This window comes from Arenibacterium halophilum, from assembly GCF_005938225.1.
In the GTDB taxonomy this organism is placed as follows: Bacteria; Pseudomonadota; Alphaproteobacteria; order Rhodobacterales; family Rhodobacteraceae; genus Arenibacterium; species Arenibacterium halophilum.
The window spans coordinates 329,959-344,107 of the sequence record NZ_VCPC01000004.1; the positions used below are offsets into that span (position 1 = coordinate 329,959).

A 14,149-nucleotide genomic window follows, 5' to 3' on the forward strand; every position below is an offset into this window, starting at 1 on the left:
TTGTCTAAGCGAACAGAACGTTAAATGGTTATTGGCTGATTTTGGCCCAAAGCCGCTCCATCGCCGGAAATATGCGCTGCGATCCGCAGGCGCGGCCAGACAACGTGCACCAACGCGCCGCTGCGCGTGGGATTCGCAGAATCGCCGCTGGGTCGGTCGGGTCCATTCGCGAACTTCAGTTCGGCCCCCGTGCGCTCCAGCAGAGTCTTGGCGATGAACAGTCCCAACCCCATGCCTTCGTATTCGGGGCGCGCGCGGCGTTCGACCCGCCGGCGCCGTACGAAGGGGTCTCCGATGCGTCCGATCATCGCGGGGGCATAGCCCTGACCGTCGTCCTGAATGCGCACAATCACCTGATCTTCGGACCATTGCGTTTCAATCCAGACGGTTGAATGCGCGAAATCCACCGCGTTCTGTACCAGGTTGCGCAGGCCGTGGATGATTTCGGGTTTGCGCAAGATCATGGGTTGGCTGGTGGCATCCTCGGTCAGCGACTCCGTCAGGATTCGTTTCCCCCGGTCCATATGCGGTTCGGCCGCTTCGGCCACCACGGCGCTCAGCGGTGCCTGCCGCAGATGCAGATCATCTTTTCCGGCCCGGCCCATCCCACGCAGTATATCGCGGCAGCGGTCGGCCTGTTCGCGGATCAGCCGGGCATCTTCCACCAGATCGGGGCGATCTTCCAACTCTTCGATCAGCTCGGAACTGGCCAGTTTGATCGTGGCCAGCGGCGTGCCCAGTTCATGCGCGGCGGCGGCGACAACCCCGCCCAGATCGGTCAGCTTCTGTTCGCGTGACAGGGCCATCTGGGTTGCGGCCACGGCATCGGCCATCGAATGGATCTCCTGGCTCACTCGGCGGGAATAGGCCCCGATGAACAGCGTCGCGATGGTGATCGCAGCCCAGTTGCCGAAGATAAAAATGTCGGGCACCCGCAGCACAAACCCTTCGCCCGTACGCAGCGGAATGTGGAACGTTGCCAGCAGCGTCACCAGCATGATCGCCCCGCCGCCGATGATCAGCGTGGACCGCAACCCAAGAACGCTGGCCGAAATCGTCACCGGCGCCAGCAGCAGGATTGCGAACGGGTTGTGCAGCCCGCCCGTCAGATACAGGAGGAACGACAGCTGCAGCAGGTCAAACAGCACCATCAGGAAATTTTCGGATTCCGTGAGGCGCTTGTTCTCGGGGAACACGAAGATCGCGATCAGGTTGCCGATGACCGAAACGCCAATCGCCAGGTAGCACAGCCCGAATTCCAGCTGCAGATTGTACATGCGCTGGGCAAAGGTGATCGCGGCCAACTGGCCCAAGATTGCGACCCATCGTAGCAGGATAAGCGTGCGCAGCCTTATCCAGTTGCTGCGCCCGCGTCCGTGCAGAAGGATGGTGTTGGTTTCCGACATGGGGGTGGCTATCTGCATTGCACCGGTTGGTAAACTTGATAGGTCCGGCAGCGATGTCGATCAACCATGCAATAAAAGGTGCAAGGCATGCTGAGGATATATGCGATCATGGCTGGGGCGGTTCTGGTGGCTGCTGTCGGGGGTGTTTGGCTGGCCACGATGTACCTGCGCCCCGAAGCAATGGGCCAGTGTGGCGCCAGTCAGGTCGCAGGCGGATCGGCACAGATCGGCGGCCCGTTCGAGCTGGTGAACAGTGCGGGCGAAACGGTGACCGAGGCAGATGTTCTGGCCAAGCCATCGCTTGTCTATTTCGGTTATACCTTCTGCCCAGATGTCTGCCCCGTCGACACGTCGCGCAATGCCGAAGCTGTCGATATTCTGACCGAGCGCGGATACGACGTGACGCCGGTGTTCATCTCGGTCGATCCCAAGCGCGACACGCCCGAGGTTGTGGGCGATTTCGCGGCCAACCTGCATGAGAACATGATCGGGCTGACTGGGTCGGAAGAGCAGGTCAAGGCGGCGAGCAAGGCTTACAAGACCTATTACCGCGTGCATGACGACGAAGACGACGAATACTACCTCGTCGATCATTCGACTTTTACCTACCTGATGCTTCCGGGCAGCGGCTTTGCCGATTTCTATCGTCGTGACCAGACACCCGAGCAGATCGCAAACTCGGTTTCCTGCTTTATCGACAATGCGCCCGAGGCGAAGGGCATTTGACCTTTCTCGTGGCTATGGTCATAGTTTTTTAACCATTCCAAACTCGCCGGAGAGCGCTGATGCCGGACAAGCCAGACATTGGGCCAGACAAATCGCTGCTTCTGGTAGATGACGATGAACCGTTTCTGAAACGGCTGGCCAAGGCCATGGAAAAACGCGGTTTCGAGATTGAAACCGCCGGATCCGTGGCGGCGGGTCGGGCCATCGCAACAGCGCGGCCACCTGCCTATGCGGTCGTCGACCTGCGGCTGGAAGATGGCAACGGTTTGGACGTGGTCGAGGTGCTGCGCGAAAAACGGCCTGACAGCCGGATCGTCGTGCTGACCGGTTATGGTGCGATTGCCACCGCTGTGGCGGCCGTCAAGATCGGGGCGACGGACTACTTGTCGAAACCCGCGGATGCGACCGACATCACCCATGCTCTTCTGGCGACGGGTGACGAAATGCCGCCCCCGCCGGAAAACCCGATGAGCGCGGACCGTGTGCGCTGGGAACATATCCAGCGGGTGTACGAGCTGTGCGACCGCAATGTCAGCGAAACTGCGCGGCGGCTGAACATGCACCGCCGCACGTTGCAGCGTATCCTGGCGAAACGCTCGCCCCGTTAGCGCAGGGCGGCCAGCAATTCGGCATGGCGCGCCACGAAATCGGCGCGCACCTGCACCGGCGGGCGCAGCAGGATCGACAGCCCGTCGATCAGCGCCGGATCGGGGCGGCCAAAGAACTTGTTCGCCTCGGCCTCGGAAAACCCGGCGATCTGAGTTGCCTCCATCCAGGCACTCAACCGATCGGCGCGCTTGATCTGCTGTTTGACGGTTTTCGGGATCGCGGCGGGCAGGCCGAAGCGGATGTGGATCGCCGCGGTCAACCGGTCGTCCAGCGTGCCATAGCCCGGGCCAACGGCGGCCTTGACCGGCGAAATCATGTCTCCGATCACGTATTCGGGTGCATCGTGCAGCAGCGCGGCCAGCTGCCATTTCACCGGTGCTTTCGGCACTATCCTGCGGAACAGAGTCTCGACCAGAAGCGAATGTTCAGCGACGGAATAGGCGAAATCGCCCCGCGTCTGCCCGTTCCAGCGCGCCACGAAGGCAAGGCCGTGGGCGATGTCCTCCACCTCTATATCCATCGGTGTCGGGTCCAGCAGATCAAGCCGGCGGCCCGATAGCATGCGTTGCCAGGCGCGGGGAGGGTGCGACATGGAGTGTCCTTCTGTGGGCGGGTGGCCTTGGTGATGCCGAAGTTCAACAGCCGCGTCCAGCCGGTAACCGCATCGCAAGGTGTCGCGCTTATGCCACAAATTCCCCCCAATCGCGGGTCATTTGGAAAGGGCTGCCAGCGCGATCGTCAAACCATCGCAAAATTCGGTTCGGGTTGGCGGCTATTGGCCCCGACACGTGCGGGGATGCGCGACAGGACCTATGCGGGGCGTGTCTTCACGGAACGAACGACCAAAAACCGAACGACGAAGAGGCAGAACTGATGACTAGGTTTTTCGCCCTGTTGGGCGCCACGATGATGATGGCAACATCTGCCCTGGCGGATGCCTGCGCCGACAGGGCGACGGTGGTTGCCAGCCTTGAATCCGATTTTTCCGAACAGCTGGCAATGGGCGGCCTGCAGAACACCGAACCGTTTGAAACCGTGTTCGAGATCTGGGCCTCGGAAGAAACCGGCACCTTTACCGTGCTGCTGACAAACCCCGACGGCACCAGTTGCATCGTTGCGGCGGGCACCGAATTCTTCAGCCGTCAAATCGGCTCTGCTCCGGCCTCTTCCAAAAGCTGACGGGGTAGTCTTTGATCTTGCATTGCGCCCGTTCACCAAGCGGGGGCCTGTGCATTGCGCCATCTCCTGCAGGGTGCTAGACGCGCGTCAACCCAATTTGGAGAGACGCGCGTGACACAGGACTATATCGTCAAGGACATCGCCCTGGCCGATTACGGCCGCAAGGAACTGGACATCGCCGAAACCGAAATGCCGGGGCTGATGGCTCTGCGCGAGGAATACGGCGAAAGCAAACCGCTGAGCGGCGCGCGCATTGTCGGATCGCTGCACATGACGATTCAGACGGCGGTTCTGATCGAAACGCTGGTGGCGCTGGGCGCCGATGTGCGCTGGGCCTCTTGCAACATCTTTTCGACCCAGGATCACGCCGCCGCCGCGATTGCCGCAGGGGGCACACCGGTGTTCGCGATCAAGGGCCAGACGCTGACGGAACACTGGGATTACCTCGACAAGTCGTTCCTGTTCGCCGACGGCCCGAACATGATCCTGGACGATGGCGGTGATGCCACGCTGTATGTTCTGCTGGGCGCGCGCGCCGAAGCGGGCGAAGACATCATTCCCGTCCCCACCTCGGAAGAGGAAGAGGTGATCAAGGCGCAGATCAAGAAGCGCATGGAAGCCAGCCCGGGCTGGTTCACCAAGGTGCGCGACCAGATCAAGGGCGTGTCCGAGGAAACCACAACCGGCGTGAACCGCCTGTACCAACTGGTCCGCGACGGCCAGCTGCCCTTCCCCGCGATCAACGTCAACGACAGCGTCACCAAGTCGAAGTTCGACAACAAATACGGCTGCAAGGAATCGCTGGTTGATGGCATCCGCCGCGCCACCGACACGATGATGGCCGGCAAGGTCGCCGTTGTGATGGGTTATGGCGATGTGGGCAAAGGTTCGGCCGCGTCGCTGCGCGGCGCCGGTGCCCGCGTCAAAGTGACCGAGGTCGACCCGATCTGCGCGCTTCAGGCCGCGATGGACGGGTTCGAGGTTGTGCGCCTGGAAGATGTGGTCGACACCGCCGACATCTTCATCACCACCACCGGCAACAAGGACGTGATCCGCATCGAGCATATGCGCGAGATGAAGAACATGGCCATCGTCGGCAACATCGGCCACTTCGACAACGAAATTCAGGTTGCCGCGCTGAAGAACCACAAGTGGACGAACATCAAGGAACAGGTGGACATGATCGAATTGCCCAGCGGCAACAAGATCATCCTCCTCAGCGAAGGTCGTTTGCTGAACCTTGGCAACGCCACCGGGCACCCCAGCTTTGTGATGTCGGCGTCGTTTACCAATCAGGTGCTGGCCCAGATCGAACTGTGGACCAAAGGCGACGAGTATAAAAACCAGGTCTACATCCTGCCCAAGCACCTGGATGAAAAAGTCGCACGCCTGCATCTGGACCGCATCGGCGTGAAACTGACCGAACTGAACCCGGAACAGGCTGCCTATATCGGCGTGAAACCCGAAGGCCCGTTCAAGCCGGAACATTACCGGTATTGAGCCATGGCGGGCGCGTGATGCCCACCCCACAGCATTTTGCCGCCGCTTCGGGAGACCGGGGTGGCGGTTTTCGTTTGCGGCGCGCCGGCGATTGATTTTCGTGGTGCGCAAGGGCAAGGTCCGCACTGCAAGTCTTGAACAGGATCGCATGTCCATGACCAACGTCCTTCGGAATATCATCAAAGTGACGCTTGCCACCGCCCTATGCGTGATGCTGGGGGCCGGCGCGGGCGCGGCGAAGCCCAAGGTGAGCGTGAAGAATAAGACTTACGAGGTCGATGCCACCAGTGTGCAGGGGCTGAAACAGCAGATGAAGCAGCGGGGACCGAACGGCTATTGGGCCTATACGGACTGGTATGTGCGCTGGAGCGGGAGCTGCGCGTTGTCGGTCGAGATCACCTACACGATGCCGAAACATAAGAACGAAGGCAAGATGGACGCCGCCACGCGCAAAAGCTGGAAGGCGATGGTCAGCGCGCTGAAGGCGCACGAGGAAAAGCACGGCGCGCACGGTGTGCAGGCGGCGCGCGAGATCGAGCAGACCAGGTGCGCCAACGGCGACGCCGTCATCAAGAAATGGAACAAGCAGGACGAGGTGCTTGATAAGCGCACCCGCCACGGCGCGACCGAAGGAGTGGTTCTGAACTGACCCGTGCGCGAGACGCTTTGCCGTTCATGAGGAATGCCGCAAAATTTTCCCTTTGTTGCAGAGATTTCAGCCGTTAGGCTCTGATCAGCGCCGAACGGGGCCTTTGTAAACAGGCGGACACGCCACACAGGTGGGAGAATACGACATGGGTAAGCGCGACGATCTGATTGCGAAATACGCGGAAGACCTGACATCGAAATGCGGCATGACGCCGGATATGGACCTTCTGACCAAGGTCACCATCGGCTGCGGCCCGTCGATCTATGACGACGACGCTTCGACCGTTGCCTCGTCGCAGCCGGGCGAATTGGAAACCGTCAAGAATAACTTCCTGATCAAGAAACTGGGACTGTCCGACAGCCCCGAGTTGGACAGCGGGATCGAGAAAGTCATTGAAACCTACGGCAAATCCGAGCGGAACAAATATCGCGCCGTGGTCTATTACATGCTGACCAAGCACTTTGGCAAAGAGGCCGTTTACGGCTAAGGCGCCTGATCGGTTGCATGTGACTCAATTGGTAAGGGCAATTCCTTTGCCCTGACCGACCTTGGCATGTATCACCGTGATCGAAGGCCAGGAGGGCCGGACCGAATTTCAGTTTCACGTGTGGTGCAATGGGAGCACGTGGGTGAGAGAGGGTGCCGGCAGTCCCGTGCCGGCCCCTCGACTCTCGATTATGTCACGGCTGCGTTTGGCCCATCTCGCAGATCGCCGCCCATTCGTCGGGCAGCACCGGCTGGACCGACAGGCGTGAATTCTTCACCAGAACCATCTCGCCAAGCCGCGGATCGGCCTTGATCTGATCCAGCGTCACGGGCTGCGTGAATTGCCTTACCGCGCGAATATCTACGCATTCCCAACGCGGATCATCGGCCTTGCTGTCGGGGTGCACCTCGGCACAGACCTCGACAATGCCGACCACCGCCTTTTCGCTTTGCGAGTGATAGAAGAACCCCAGATCGCCCAGCTTCATTTCGCGCATGAAATTGCGGGCCTGATAGTTGCGCACGCCGTCCCATTCCTCGCCCTCGGCGCCTTTCTCGGCCTGGTTCTGCCAGCTCCACGTCGAAGGTTCGGACTTGAACAGCCAGTAGGTCATCCGATCACCTTCTTCCATGCGCTCAGCTCGACACTGTCAAACAGGCCGGCCTTTGCATATGGATCGCCATCGGCCCAAGCCTGCGCGGCGTCCATATCGGCGACATCCAGAACGACAAGGCTGCCGCACATCTCGCCCGCATCATCCAGCAGTGGCCCGGCCATATGCACAACGCCGGTCGACTCGACATAGGCCAGATGTGCGGCGCGATTGTCCTTGCGCAGCTGCAGCGCGCCTGTTTTATCCTTCGCGATCAAAGCAATAAGCATTCATTCCTCCTTCAGGGACCGGTTAAGTAGATAGGTGATGGCCTCGGCGATCGAAACGCCGCGCGCCGACACCTCGGCCACCATTTTGCAAATCGGCAGGTCAAGTCCAAGCGTCTCAGTCAGCCGGGTGACCGCGAGCGCGGTTTTGGCACCCTCAACCGTAATCGTGTCGTCAAAGGGTTCCTGTCGCCCCAAAGCCAGACCAAATCGATAGTTGCGCGACAGGTCTGACGTGCAGGTCAGTGACAGATCGCCGAGGCCCGACAACCCGGCCAGCGTTTCGGGTCGCGCGCCAAGATGGGTGGCCAGGCGCACCATTTCGGCAAAGCCGCGGGTCATCAGCGCGGCGCGGGCGCTGTCGCCCATGCCCTCGCCGATGCAGGCGCCGCACGCGATGGCGATCACGTTCTTCAGCGCGCCGCCCAATTCGGCCCCGGTCATATCGGTCGAGCGGTAAAGGCGGAGCGTTGCGGTTGACAGTTGATCCTGCAATTCGGCCCCGGCCTTGGGATCGGCGCAGGCCAGCGTCAGCGCGGTCGGCAAGCCGCGTGCAATGTCATGGGCAAAGCTGGGCCCGGTCAGGATAGCCGGGATCGCCTCTGGCTTGGCCCTGGCAATCACGCCGGTCGGCCCGGTCAGCGTGGAAAGGTCGATCCCCTTGCAGCAGGCGACAAGGTGCTGGCCGGACAGGGGGGCGTCGATCTGGCTCAGCACCGATTGCAGCGATTGCATCGGCGTGGCTAGAAGCAGGGTTTGTGCCGTCGACACCTCCGCCAGATCGGGGCTGGCGGTTATCCTGTCGGGCAGTGTCACGCCGGGGAGGCGCGGGGCTTCGCGCTTTTCGTTGATCGCCGCAACCGTGTCCGCATCACGGGCCCATATCGTCACGTCCAGCCCTTTGCGCGCCAGCGTGACAGCCAGCGCGGTGCCAAAAGCGCCCGCACCAAGGATGCCGACGCTCATGCTTTCGCGCCTTTTTTGCCGCTGCCCAGCATGGCGGGGCTGGACCGGTCCAGCGGCCAGCGGGGTCGTGGCGTCAGCGTCATATCGTCGATATGGCCCGAACGAAACAACTCGCCCCCGGCATAGGCAATCATCGCGGCATTGTCGGTGCACAGCGCCAATGGCGGGGCGCAGAACTGCGCGCCTGCATCCGATGATACCGTCTCTAACACGGCGCGAATGGCGTTATTTGCGGCAACACCTCCGGCGACGGCCAAGGCGGGTTGGGTGGGGTTCAGAACCATGTATTCGGCCAAGGCGCGACGTGTTTTTTCCGCCAGTACATCGCAAACCGACGATTGGAATGCCGCGCAAAGGTCGGCCACGTCCTGACGGAACAGCCCGCCCTGATCGGCTATCAGCGTATTGCGCGCCCGCAACAGCGCGGTTTTCAACCCCGAGAATGACATGTCGCAGCCGGACCGGTCCAACAGGGGCCGAGGCAGGCGGAAACTTTTGGGATCACCATCCAGCGCCGCGCGTTCCACGGCAGGCCCGCCGGGTTGCGGCAGGCCAAGCAAGCGGGCCGCCTTGTCAAATGCCTCGCCCGGCGCGTCGTCGATGGTGCCGCCCAACCGGGCAAAGCTGTCAGGCCCGCGCGCGATCAGGAATTGGCAGTGCCCACCCGAAACCAGCAGCATGAGATATGGATAGGTCAGCCCATCGGTCAACCGAGGGGTCAGCGCATGCCCGGCCAGATGGTTTACACCAATCAGTGGCAGGCCCGTGGCTGCCGCCAGACCCTTGGCGCACATCACCCCGGCCATCACGCCGCCAATCAACCCGGGTCCGGCAGTCACGGCAATCGCATCTATTCCAGCAAGCGACGTGCCCGCCTCGGTCAGTGCGGCGCGGACTGCCAGATCAAGTTTCGAGGTATGCGCCCGCGCAGCGATTTCGGGCACCACGCCTCCGAAATCGCGATGCAGCTCGGCTTGGCCGTACACCACGTTCGAAAGGATACTGCCGCCCGTGTCGCCCGACAGCCTGACAACCGCTGCGCCGGTATCGTCGCAACTGCTTTCCAGCCCGAGAACTGTCAAATCCCGTGTCATCGTGCGGCCCGTTGCAAGATCTTCGGGCCATCGCTACCATCCGGAACCCTGACCCACAATCCCGAGGTTTGCATGTCTGCCGAGCGGCCCATCTTGTTGATGACACGACCGCTGCAGGCTGGCCGCAGCTTTGTCGACACGCTGCCAGATGACATTCGGTCCTGTATAGAGCCTGTTTTTGCCCCCCTGATCCAGATTGAGCCGACCTGTACCATAGTAGATCAGGGAGCGGCGCAGGGGCTTATCCTGACATCCTCAAATGCAGTTCAGATCGCCCGCGTCCTTCAGTTTGCAACCGATCTGCCCTGCTACTGTGTGGGCATGCGCACCACGCAGGCAGCGCGCAACGCGGGGTGGGCCGCGCAAACCGGAGGCGATACGGCGGATGCGCTGGTTGCGAACCTGATCGCGCGGCGCCCGCCTGCACCCCTGTTGCATCTGTGCGGACGGCATCGGCGGGGACACATCGCAGAACGTCTGACCCAAGCTGGCTTGCCCACCTCGGAGTGCGCGATTTACGATCAGCGTCTTCTAGGCGCCCCGCCTGAGGTACAGGCGCGGTTGAACGCGGGCCAAACCGTGATTGCGCCCGTGTTTTCGCCGCGCACGGCGCGACAATTTGTCGAAGAATTTGCGACACGGGGGCATATTCATGCGATTGCGCTGTCCGATGCGGTGGCTGATCCCTTGCTTTCCTGCGGTTTTGCCTCAGTTTCAACAGCGTGTCGGCCAGATGCGCGCGCGATGGCAGAGGAACTGCGCCGTGTATTGGCCGAAACTGCGCGGCTTGAGGCCAAGGGAAGCGCACAGTAGTGTTTTTATTGCGAAAGCCGGATCGGATTCGAAAGGGAAGTTACAGGTGGTCGACGACAGGAAAAGCGGACCGACGGATGCGGATGGCGACGCCAAGCCGCAGGATGACACGCCCAAGGAGGCAACGGTCCAGCCGGATGTAAAACCGACCGACCCGGCGGAAGAGGGGGCCTCCGCTACATCCGCCGACACCGAAGCAGATACGGCAGAGGATGCAAGCGAACCCTTGCTGGCCGAACACACCGATCCCTCAGATGCGTCGCCTGCGGGGGATTCAGATATTGCGGCAGACCCAGCCGATCACACGTCAGAGCCGCCCGATCTGACAACGCCACCCGAGCCCGTGGCGCAACCCGCCCCCGAACCCAGAAAGGGCGGCACCTTTGGCGCGGCGCTTCTGGGCGGGGCTATTGCTGCGCTGATCGGCTTTGCCGTGGCTGAAAGCGACGTGCTGAACCCGCTGTTGCCGCCGTCCTGGCAGGAAACCGATGCCAGCGCCGAGCTTGAGGCCCTGTCCGCCGAGTTGGCACAGCAAAAGGCCGCGCAGGAAGACATTTCTGCCGCGCTGGGCGCAATGGACCTGCCAGCCCTGTCCGCCCGCATCGACGATCTGGCTGCGGCGTTGGACCCGCTGGGCGGGCAAATCGCCCAGATTGCCAGCGAAACCGGTGATTTCGCGGCCCGTCTGGATGCACTGGAAAAGCGCCCGATCAGTGAAGGCGCGCCGCAATCCGCGGTGGATGCCTATGAACGGGAACTGGCCCGCCTGAGCGATGCGGTCGCCGAACAGCGCGCCACGGTCGAGTCGATGATCGAAGAAGCCAGGCAATTGGATGCCAATGCCGCCGAAGCATCGCGTGCGGCGACGCTACAAACGGTCGTTGCCCGCCTTGAAACGGCAGTGGGCAGCGGTGAGCCTTATGCCGATCTGCTTGACGATTTGACCCAGACGGGCGCCGAGGTGCCGCAGGCGCTGGCCGATCACGCAGCCGAGGGTGTCGCCTCGCTTCCCGCATTGCGCGAAAGTTTCCCGCCCGCCGCACGCGAGGCTTTGGCCGCCACCCGCAGCGGCGGCAACGGCGAAGGCATCGGCGCCTTCCTGCAGCGCCAGCTTGGCGCGCGCTCGGTCTCGCCTCGTTCTGGCGATGACCCGGACGCCATCCTGTCGCGTGCCGAAAGCGCCGTTGTGCAGGGCCGTATCGAACTGGCATTGACCGAGCTTGCTGCCATGCCCGAGACTGGCCGCGCCCCGCTGGAGGGCTGGATTGCCCGTGCGCAGACCCGTGTCGATGCGCTGAACGCGGTCGAGTCGCTGGCCACCAACACCCCCGTGAATTCCAACTGAAGGACGCGCAATGCTTTGGTCACTGATCAAGATCCTGGTTTTTGTCGCCATCGTCGCCGCGCTGGCCATTGGGGCGTCGATCCTGCTCGAAACCTCGGGTGGCGTGCAGGTCACCGTGGCGGGCACCGAATATACGCTGGGCCCACTGCAATCGGTGATCGCGATTGTCGTGCTGGTCGTCGCGGTTTGGGTGCTGCTGAAAATCCTGTCGCTTTGCGTGGCGATCCTGCGTTTCATCAGCGGCGATGAAACCGCGATTTCGCGCTATTTCAGCCGTGGACGCGAGCGGAAGGGGTATCAGGCGCTGGCCGATGGTCTGATGGCGCTGGCCTCGGGCGAGGGCCGCGTGGCGATGAACAAGGCTGCGCGCGCCGAACGGTATCTGCACAAGCCAGAGCTGACCAACCTGTTGACGGCCCAGGCCGCTGAGATGGCAGGCGACCGGCACAAGGCGACGGAATCCTACAAGCGACTGATCGAAGACGATAAAACCCGGTTTGTCGGGGTGCGCGGGATCATGAAACAAAAGCTGGCCGAGGGGGATACCGAAACCGCCCGCAAGCTGGCCGAGAAGGCATTTGCCCTGAAACCCCGACACGCGGAAACGCAAGACGTTCTGCTGCGACTTCAGGCGCAGGCGCATGACTGGGCCGGCGCGCGCAGCACGCTGAGTGCCAAGCTGAAATCGGGCACTCTGCCGCGCGATGTCTATACCCGGCGAGAGGCGGTTCTGGCCTTGTCGGAAGCGCATGAGGTGCTTGACGAGAATTCCAGCATCGACGCCCGCGAACAGGCTATCGAGGCCAACCGCCTGTCGCCTGATCTGGTGCCCGCCGCCGCCATGGCCGCCCGCGCCTATGTGTCAAAGGGCAAACCCAAGAACGCAACGCGGCTTTTGCGCAAGGCGTGGGATGCCCAGCCGCACCCTGATCTGGCCGCCGCTTTTGCCGAGATAGAGCCGAATGAATCGCCGCAGGAGCGGATCCGCCGCTTCACCGTGCTGACCAAAACGCATCCCGACCACCCGGAAACTCGCCTGCTTTTGGCCGAACTGTACGTCGTCGCCGAGGATTTCCCCGAAGCGCGTCGCGCGCTCGGCGATCTGGCCGAACCGGGAAAGGGCGACGCGCGCGCGCTGACGCTGATGGCCGCGATCGAACGCGGCGAAGGCGCCAGCGATGGCATCGTCCGGGCGTGGCTGGCCCGTGCCCTGGAAGCGCCGCGTGGTCCGCAGTGGGTTTGCGAAAATTGCCACACGATCCATTCAGCGTGGATGCCGGTGTGCAGCAATTGCGAGGCACTGGACACGCTGGCGTGGAAAACGCCGCCCCGGTCCGAGGTACAGGGCGCGGTCGCGGCGCATGTGCTGCCGCTGCTGGTCGGCCAGCCCGATCCGGCGCCCGAACCCGAACCCATGCCCGACTCCAAGTCGGACGATATCCCCGAGGCCGAACTTGTGGATACCATCCCGCGCCCGGAAGACCCGCTGGAAACGCAGGTCTCCACCGGCGCAGAAGCGGACCAAAAGGACGACAAGAAAGCCTCTTAACTGGCGGGTGCGGGCGGGGTTGTAACCGCGCGCACCCTGTGCATCCTTGCGGCCAAAGCAAAAGGATGCGGGAATGGGGTCAACAAGCGAAAACGGGTTATCCCTGCGCCAGCGCATCTGCGCGCATGAGCGCGTTATAGGCACATTCATCAAAACGCCGACGTCGCATGTGGCCGAGATTGTCGGGCTTGCGGGTCTGGATTTCGCCGTGGCCGACATGGAGCACGGCCCGATTGGACTGTCTGATCTGGATGGGCTTTGTCTTGGCGCGCGGTCGGTCGGTTTGCCGCTGTTGTTCCGTTCGGCCGGGGGCGAAGCACCGGCGATCTGGCCCGGGCTCGACCTGGGCTGCACCGGGGTTATGGCGCCGCATGTGGCAACGGCCGATCAGGCCGATGCATTGGTGCGCGCCGTGAAATACCACCGGGGCGCCCGTGGGTTTTCGCCCTCGGGTCGAGCCGGGTTCTACGGCACCGAAGGCGCGGGGCCCTACCGCACCCGCGCCGATGCGGAAACCGTGATCATGGCGCAGATCGAAGACCGCGAAGCCCTGGGCAATCTGGATGCCATCGCGGGCACGCCGGACGTTGATGTTCTGTTCGTCGGGCCAGCCGATCTGTCGTTGTCGTTGGGGTGTGCAATGACCGCGCCCGAGCTTGACGATGCGATATTGGCGACGATCAAGGCCGCGCGCGCCGCCGGAATTGCCGCCGGGCTGTTCCTTGGGAATGCGGACCAGCTTGAAAAATGGACGCACGCCGGGGCAACAGTGTTCGTTATCGGGTCGGATCAATCGCTGCTGCTGGCCGGAGCACGCGCGCTGGCCGCGCTGTCATAGCGTCGGATACGCCCTCTCAAATCGCAAAATTCACGGGTCACCGGACACTCTTCAAGGTCTGAGTGATCCTATGATCCTATTGTTTTCAGGCGGTTACCCTATCGGGGTG

The 14,149-nt window shown here is 62.3% G+C and carries 16 protein-coding genes; 10 read left to right on the forward strand and 6 right to left on the reverse strand.

Features of this window, described 5'->3' with window-relative positions; translation table 11 throughout:
- Positions 1-20: 20 nt before the first annotated feature.
- Positions 21-1,406 carry a sensor histidine kinase RegB gene (gene regB / locus FGK64_RS18535; protein ID WP_138865336.1) on the reverse strand — a complete coding sequence of 462 codons (1,386 nt, stop codon included), beginning with the start codon at positions 1,404-1,406 and terminating at the stop codon, positions 21-23.
- A gap of 87 nt (positions 1,407-1,493) precedes the next feature.
- On the opposite strand from regB, the gene FGK64_RS18540 reads away from it, so the two are divergent.
- Complete coding sequence (locus FGK64_RS18540; RefSeq protein WP_138865337.1) at positions 1,494-2,132, forward strand: SCO family protein; 639 nt, start codon at positions 1,494-1,496, stop codon at positions 2,130-2,132.
- Positions 2,133-2,191: 59 nt separating this feature from the next.
- Positions 2,192-2,740 carry an ActR/PrrA/RegA family redox response regulator transcription factor gene (locus FGK64_RS18545; RefSeq protein WP_138865338.1) on the forward strand — a complete coding sequence of 183 codons (549 nt, stop codon included), beginning with the start codon at positions 2,192-2,194 and terminating at the stop codon, positions 2,738-2,740.
- Here FGK64_RS18545 and FGK64_RS18550 read toward each other — a convergent pair.
- Positions 2,737-3,333, reverse strand: a complete 597-nt coding sequence (locus FGK64_RS18550; protein WP_138865339.1) for an HD domain-containing protein — start codon at positions 3,331-3,333, stop codon at positions 2,737-2,739. The genes FGK64_RS18545 and FGK64_RS18550 overlap by 4 nt on opposite strands.
- A 281-nt stretch (positions 3,334-3,614) precedes the next feature.
- Between FGK64_RS18550 and FGK64_RS18555 the strand changes: the two genes are divergently transcribed.
- The 4 genes from FGK64_RS18555 (at position 3,615) to FGK64_RS18570 (ending at position 6,556) form a co-directional block, all read left to right on the forward strand.
- Entirely contained in the window at positions 3,615-3,920 is a 306-nt protein-coding gene (locus FGK64_RS18555) for a hypothetical protein (protein WP_138865340.1), read from the forward strand.
- Positions 3,921-4,031: 111 nt separating this feature from the next.
- Positions 4,032-5,420, forward strand: coding sequence for an adenosylhomocysteinase (ahcY, locus tag FGK64_RS18560; protein WP_138865341.1), 1,389 nt, complete (start codon positions 4,032-4,034; stop codon positions 5,418-5,420).
- A gap of 100 nt (positions 5,421-5,520) precedes the next feature.
- Positions 5,521-6,069 carry a DUF922 domain-containing protein gene (locus tag FGK64_RS18565; protein ID WP_246057828.1) on the forward strand — a complete coding sequence of 183 codons (549 nt, stop codon included), beginning with the start codon at positions 5,521-5,523 and terminating at the stop codon, positions 6,067-6,069.
- Between the two features lie 145 nt (positions 6,070-6,214).
- Positions 6,215-6,556 carry a DUF2853 family protein gene (locus FGK64_RS18570; RefSeq protein WP_138865342.1) on the forward strand — a complete coding sequence of 114 codons (342 nt, stop codon included), beginning with the start codon at positions 6,215-6,217 and terminating at the stop codon, positions 6,554-6,556.
- Positions 6,557-6,749: 193 nt separating this feature from the next.
- Here the strand turns inward: FGK64_RS18570 and FGK64_RS18575 are convergent, their stop codons facing one another.
- Genes FGK64_RS18575 through tsaD form a run of 4 tightly spaced genes read right to left on the reverse strand, consistent with a single transcriptional unit; the run spans position 6,750 to position 9,495 of the window.
- On the reverse strand, positions 6,750-7,169 hold the full coding sequence (locus FGK64_RS18575; protein WP_138865343.1) for an EVE domain-containing protein: 420 nt from the start codon (positions 7,167-7,169) through the stop codon (positions 6,750-6,752).
- Positions 7,166-7,438, reverse strand: coding sequence for a YciI family protein (locus FGK64_RS18580; RefSeq protein ID WP_138865344.1), 273 nt, complete (start codon positions 7,436-7,438; stop codon positions 7,166-7,168). Before FGK64_RS18580 ends, FGK64_RS18575 begins: the two co-directional genes overlap by 4 nt.
- On the reverse strand, positions 7,439-8,401 hold the full coding sequence (locus FGK64_RS18585; RefSeq protein ID WP_138865345.1) for an NAD(P)H-dependent glycerol-3-phosphate dehydrogenase: 963 nt from the start codon (positions 8,399-8,401) through the stop codon (positions 7,439-7,441).
- On the reverse strand, positions 8,398-9,495 hold the full coding sequence (gene tsaD, locus FGK64_RS18590; RefSeq protein ID WP_138865346.1) for a tRNA (adenosine(37)-N6)-threonylcarbamoyltransferase complex transferase subunit TsaD: 1,098 nt from the start codon (positions 9,493-9,495) through the stop codon (positions 8,398-8,400). The genes FGK64_RS18585 and tsaD overlap by 4 nt, the downstream gene beginning before the upstream one ends.
- 99 nt (positions 9,496-9,594) lie before the next feature.
- On the opposite strand from tsaD, the gene FGK64_RS18595 reads away from it, so the two are divergent.
- The 4 genes from FGK64_RS18595 (at position 9,595) to FGK64_RS18610 (ending at position 14,040) form a co-directional block, all read left to right on the forward strand.
- Positions 9,595-10,308 (forward strand): uroporphyrinogen-III synthase, encoded by a 714-nt coding sequence (locus FGK64_RS18595; protein ID WP_171054137.1) that lies wholly within the window; start codon positions 9,595-9,597, stop codon positions 10,306-10,308.
- A gap of 46 nt (positions 10,309-10,354) precedes the next feature.
- Entirely contained in the window at positions 10,355-11,653 is a 1,299-nt protein-coding gene (locus FGK64_RS18600; RefSeq protein WP_138865348.1) for a COG4223 family protein, read from the forward strand.
- Between the two features lie 10 nt (positions 11,654-11,663).
- Entirely contained in the window at positions 11,664-13,202 is a 1,539-nt protein-coding gene (locus FGK64_RS18605) for a heme biosynthesis protein HemY (RefSeq protein ID WP_138865349.1), read from the forward strand.
- 73 nt (positions 13,203-13,275) lie between these two features.
- Positions 13,276-14,040 carry an HpcH/HpaI aldolase family protein gene (locus tag FGK64_RS18610; RefSeq protein ID WP_138865350.1) on the forward strand — a complete coding sequence of 255 codons (765 nt, stop codon included), beginning with the start codon at positions 13,276-13,278 and terminating at the stop codon, positions 14,038-14,040.
- The last annotated feature ends 109 nt before the right edge of the window (positions 14,041-14,149 follow it).

Bases quoted from the DNA above. Each gene is read 5' to 3' on its own strand.
- regB (WP_138865336.1), bottom strand. From the start codon at position 1,406: ATGTCGGAAACCAACACCATCCTTCTGCACGGACGCGGGCGCAGCAAC.
- FGK64_RS18540 (WP_138865337.1), top strand. From the start codon at position 1,494: ATGCTGAGGATATATGCGATCATGGCTGGGGCGGTTCTGGTGGCTGCT.
- FGK64_RS18545 (WP_138865338.1), top strand. From the start codon at position 2,192: ATGCCGGACAAGCCAGACATTGGGCCAGACAAATCGCTGCTTCTGGTA.
- FGK64_RS18550 (WP_138865339.1), bottom strand. From the start codon at position 3,333: ATGTCGCACCCTCCCCGCGCCTGGCAACGCATGCTATCGGGCCGCCGG.
- FGK64_RS18555 (WP_138865340.1), top strand. From the start codon at position 3,615: ATGACTAGGTTTTTCGCCCTGTTGGGCGCCACGATGATGATGGCAACA.
- FGK64_RS18570 (WP_138865342.1), top strand. From the start codon at position 6,215: ATGGGTAAGCGCGACGATCTGATTGCGAAATACGCGGAAGACCTGACA.
- FGK64_RS18575 (WP_138865343.1), bottom strand. From the start codon at position 7,169: ATGACCTACTGGCTGTTCAAGTCCGAACCTTCGACGTGGAGCTGGCAG.
- FGK64_RS18580 (WP_138865344.1), bottom strand. From the start codon at position 7,438: ATGCTTATTGCTTTGATCGCGAAGGATAAAACAGGCGCGCTGCAGCTG.
- FGK64_RS18585 (WP_138865345.1), bottom strand. From the start codon at position 8,401: ATGAGCGTCGGCATCCTTGGTGCGGGCGCTTTTGGCACCGCGCTGGCT.
- tsaD (WP_138865346.1), bottom strand. From the start codon at position 9,495: ATGACACGGGATTTGACAGTTCTCGGGCTGGAAAGCAGTTGCGACGAT.
- FGK64_RS18595 (WP_171054137.1), top strand. From the start codon at position 9,595: ATGACACGACCGCTGCAGGCTGGCCGCAGCTTTGTCGACACGCTGCCA.
- FGK64_RS18605 (WP_138865349.1), top strand. From the start codon at position 11,664: ATGCTTTGGTCACTGATCAAGATCCTGGTTTTTGTCGCCATCGTCGCC.
- FGK64_RS18610 (WP_138865350.1), top strand. From the start codon at position 13,276: ATGGGGTCAACAAGCGAAAACGGGTTATCCCTGCGCCAGCGCATCTGC.